The organism is Paraburkholderia mimosarum LMG 23256 = NBRC 106338 (assembly GCF_000739815.1).
GTDB classification, from domain to species: Bacteria; Pseudomonadota; Gammaproteobacteria; order Burkholderiales; family Burkholderiaceae; genus Paraburkholderia; species Paraburkholderia mimosarum.
In genome coordinates this window covers 1-762 of sequence record NZ_BBJJ01000307.1, presented here as the reverse complement: position 1 = coordinate 762, position 762 = coordinate 1, and the positions used below count along the sequence as shown (strand labels likewise).

Sequence of the window (762 nt, the reverse complement as noted above, 5' to 3'; positions counted from 1 at the left end):
GTCATGACGCATACGTGGGCTAGCCCACATTCTGACCAGAGAAACCCGGTGAAACCAGGACGCCGTTCCCAACCATGCAGGTTGAAACTGCAACGGCACAGGACCTGGAATTGTCAGTTGACCGGCAACGCGCTGCACAAGTCCGCTGGGGATCGTGCCCTCGCACTGCCTATCGGCCGCGCCTCCGAGATCCTGCCGACGCCCGTCGCGCAATTCATCGCGGCCTGCTGGCCCGGAATGAGCCGCTCCCAGCGGCTCGACCGCGCGCGGCGCGTGGCATTGCGTGCCTCGTTGCGCGCGCGCCCGGAACCCGACTCCGACGGCGGGCGCCTGTACGCGCTGATACTGATCGTTGGTGGAGCTTGTTGCCCACGTGCGCCGGATCGCGCGCCGCCGCAGTGCTCGGCGTGCGCGCGCGTCACTACCACCGGCGCGGGACGCAAGACGAGGCGGGTTTTTCTGATCACGCTGGCGCGGGTCACGCAAGTGCAGCGTAACCCTGTTGATATTGTTTAACGTCCTCGCCAAGGGCGTTTGTGAGACGATCGCCTCGTGGAGCGCAGGTGAACCATTCCAGGGGCGCCGTCAGCCGGTCGAAGGAGTGACTGGTCTGGTCAGGGCAGGTCTAGGGAAGGTCTGCAAAAGTCCTGGCGTTGAAGTCTGGTTGTCCTATCCTGGAAGAACGCGAACTAAAGGAGTTCCTCGATGACACAGCTCGGTCTTGGCCTGGATCTTTCAACGAAACGCACGCGCAAGCGGAAA

1 protein-coding gene is annotated in these 762 nt (G+C 63.4%); it reads left to right on the top strand.

From position 1 onward, the window contains the following. The first annotated feature begins 117 nt into the window (after positions 1–117). Entirely contained in the window at positions 118–516 is a 399-nt protein-coding gene (locus BMI01S_RS37570) for a hypothetical protein (protein WP_244145540.1), read from the top strand. The last annotated feature ends 246 nt before the right edge of the window (positions 517–762 follow it).